Origin of the sequence: Vibrio genomosp. F10 str. 9ZD137 (assembly GCF_049974785.1) — a bacterium.
GTDB lineage: Bacteria > Pseudomonadota > Gammaproteobacteria > Enterobacterales > Vibrionaceae > Vibrio.
In genome coordinates, this window is sequence record NZ_JBNGCJ010000718.1 from 1 (window position 1) to 3,307 (window position 3,307).

Consider the following 3,307-nt stretch of genomic DNA (forward strand, 5'->3'; position numbering starts at 1 on the left):
ACCGCTCTTCCGATCTATACTCGATAGATTCCGGCCCTAGATCCCCAGCTTTCGGATTATAGCGGCCGCTCTTGCAATCTCCGTCATCAACTTCGCTACAGACTGGCTGTATAAAATCGCGATTGTTGAGGTAGTTGATAAACTTGGCGTGTGTAGGAATGGTGACATCGTAGACCATTATTCCCCCTTGGCGTTCTAAACCAATGAAGGCATAAGCTCGCTCTCCAATCACCGCGACCTCAATGGCTTCAGGCTCGACCCCTTTATCATCACTTCGATTATCAGCGCTTTGGTTACTGTCGTTGGTGCTATTAAAGTTGGCTTTATCTTGTGCTAAGACGATACGAGCAAAGTCGTCACCGCTGTCAAACACAGGTTCCCCAAACTCACTCCAAATGGAAAATGAACGTGCGCCGAAGGTTTGTACTTTTGCATCTGCAGCTAACACTTCTTGAGGCTTAATTATTTTTAGGCGAGCAAGTCGGTTTTTGTCTTTGAGCGCTGTTGCGAGTGGGTGGCTACTGGCTACTTTCAGATCTTTGCCTCGAACTTCATCGACATAAGCAATGCAGAACGCTTGTTTGGTGTTGTAGTCAGAGGCGTCTTGGTCGTCGTCTCCATCCCACTTGTGACCATCGTCATCACACTGCTTTTGAGTGGCATCAAATCCATACTCTCGGCCATCCCCTTCATTAGCGGTAACGATGTAAGTCTTTCCTTTGATGGTGTAGCTCGCGATGCTGTCTGGCATATAAAGCCCTTCGAGCATAGGGTAAGCGTGTAGATTTCCGATAATGCCGTCTTTATTGGAAGCATCAAGCTGGGATGTTTCCCAAGATTTACCGCCAAGGCCAAATATTTTTTCAATGTTGGCGGACTGAACATCAATAGTGGCAATCGCGTTGTTTTCTTGCATTGCTACGTACAGCTTACCGTTGTCGGCAAACGTTAGGTATTCTGGCTCAAGATCTTGTGCAACACTGGCATTGGGCCCTGAAATACGAACGTCTTCACCTAGCTCAGAATATCTCGACTCACCTTGATTGAAATCTTTAAAGTCGATTTGGGTGACGATAGCGTTTTCAAGCCCGGGCTTTAAATCGATCAAGGTAATGCTGCCTTCTGGATCGATTGAGTAGTTTGAACTTGGCTCCCCTTCATTCGCAGCAGCGATATAGCGTCCATCTTTAGAAAAGCTGACCATATCTGGCAGAGCTCCTGCTGGGAAGGTGTTGATAATATCTAAGGAATCAGAACGATAGAGCGCAATGATGCCATTACGTTGTTTTTTCTTATTTTCAATAGCAACCGCGATCAGCCCATTGTGTGTGGAAACACTGTTTGCCGCCCCTATTTCAATACCACTGTGTTTTCCAGCAGACTGTAAATCGATTTGCCCAACCGAGGTCGGTATGGAATCACGACTAAGGGCTAAAACATCAATTTTCTTGTCTTGGGCGTTCACGACATACAACCTGTCAGAGCAAGCGTCATAACTGACGATCTCAGCCGCGGAAGAGGCAAATGGCGCGTTGGTGATGGATGTGCCTACCAAGCGAATACCCTTTAGCGATGTCGATGGAATGTTAGCATTAACCAAAGGCTGGCATGCTTCGTTCAGGAATGTGCCACTGACGTGGTTCTGGTTACGAGAGTTTGGTTGGCTTGAGCACCCGGTTAGGCTAGCGGCAACCAAAGAGAGTATCGTTAAGGTGGTTTTAAAGTGGGTCATATTTCCTCCATGAATATCTAGCAGATGACCATAGAGTGAATATGTGACGGTTTGTTTAAAGAATTAAGAACAAATGAAGTCGGTGTTGATTGTGAGCTTGGAAACGCTCGCAGACATAAAGACCAAGTAAGAAGTGTTATCGTTTTTAAGCGTATCTACTGACGGTTTATAATGTGCTTAATTGAAGCAGTCGTAAGCTCTATGTATAATCGCGTTCCTCGAAACGAACACGGTTCTTTGTACTTCGACTGTTTTTTGTGGTGAGTATAGAGTGAGCAGAAGCGTCATTCGTTAATATTGTTTTGCCGTAATGGAATGTATGGCTAAAACCCTGAACATAATAGAGATTTTAACTATGCATCCATCATCCCGATTCTCAATCGCTCCAATGCTCGATTGGACCGATCGTCATTGTCGATACTTCCACCGATTACTCACAAGTCAAACCCTGCTTTATACCGAGATGATCACAACCGGCGCGATCATTCATGGTAAAGGGGACTTTCTTGCTTATAACGAAGAAGAGCACCCGGTTGCGCTTCAATTTGGTGGTTCAAACCCAACGGATCTTGCAACTTGTGCCAAGCTAGCACAAGAACGGGGCTATGATGAAATCAACTTGAATGTAGGGTGCCCATCCGACCGAGTTCAAAATGGACGCTTCGGTGCTTGTTTAATGGCCGAGCCACAGTTGGTGGCTGATTGTGTAGCGGCAATGAACGATGTGGTTGATATTCCGGTAACCGTCAAAACGCGTATTGGTATTGATGATCAAGATTCTTATGAGTTTTTGACCGACTTTATTTCGATAGTGTCAGAAAAGGCGAAGTGTGAGCAGTTTACGATACACGCACGTAAGGCCTGGTTGAGCGGTTTGAGCCCGAAAGAGAACCGAGAAATTCCCCCGCTTGATTACGATAGAGCTTACCAAATAAAGAAAGATTTCCCTCACTTATCCATCGCAGTAAATGGTGGTGTGAAAACGTTAGAAGAAACACTAATCCATCTAAAACATTTAGATGGCGTTATGGTTGGACGCGAAGCGTATCAAAATCCGTATTTACTGGCTCAAGTCGATCAGTTGATTTTTGGCTTGGATAAGCCGGTCATGAAGCGCAGTGAAGCGGTAGAGGCGATGCTACCTTATATAGAACAGCAATTATCTAACGGCGCTAAGTTGGGTCATATTACGCGCCATATGCTTGGGTTGTTTCAAGGAATGCCTGGTGGACGTCAGTGGCGTCGATACATCAGTGAGAATGCGCATAAACCAGATTCTGGAGTTGAGGTCGTGCAAGCCGCATTAGCTAAAATTCCGGCGGAACTCGATGTGTAAAATTAACCAACATAGTGGGTGAAATTTACCTATTTATATAAAAAGGTGAGAAGGCTTATGTTCTTCTCACCTTTTTTCTTTTTAATTATCTGATTTTTAATATAAAAAATATTTGGCTCGATATCTGCATTAATGAATACCAGGAATACTGTAGGTAAGCGATATTAGGAGTGTGATTATGTTTGAGTTGATTTTTGTATTGGTATTTATTGCAACGCTATTGGTAGATCGGAAGAGCG

Annotated in this window: 2 protein-coding genes; one reads left to right on the forward strand and one right to left on the reverse strand. The window is 44.5% G+C overall.

Annotation, left to right across the window (positions count from 1 at the left end):
- Positions 1-1,732, reverse strand: a 1,732-nt coding sequence (locus ACP45E_RS17095) for a choice-of-anchor I family protein (protein ID WP_069585306.1), incomplete at its 3' end; no start/stop codon positions are given.
- A 355-nt stretch (positions 1,733-2,087) separates the two neighbouring features.
- Here ACP45E_RS17095 and dusA point away from each other — a divergent pair.
- Positions 2,088-3,068 carry a tRNA dihydrouridine(20/20a) synthase DusA gene (gene dusA, locus ACP45E_RS17100; protein ID WP_017038475.1) on the forward strand — a complete coding sequence of 327 codons (981 nt, stop codon included), beginning with the start codon at positions 2,088-2,090 and terminating at the stop codon, positions 3,066-3,068.
- Positions 3,069-3,307 lie beyond the last annotated feature (239 nt).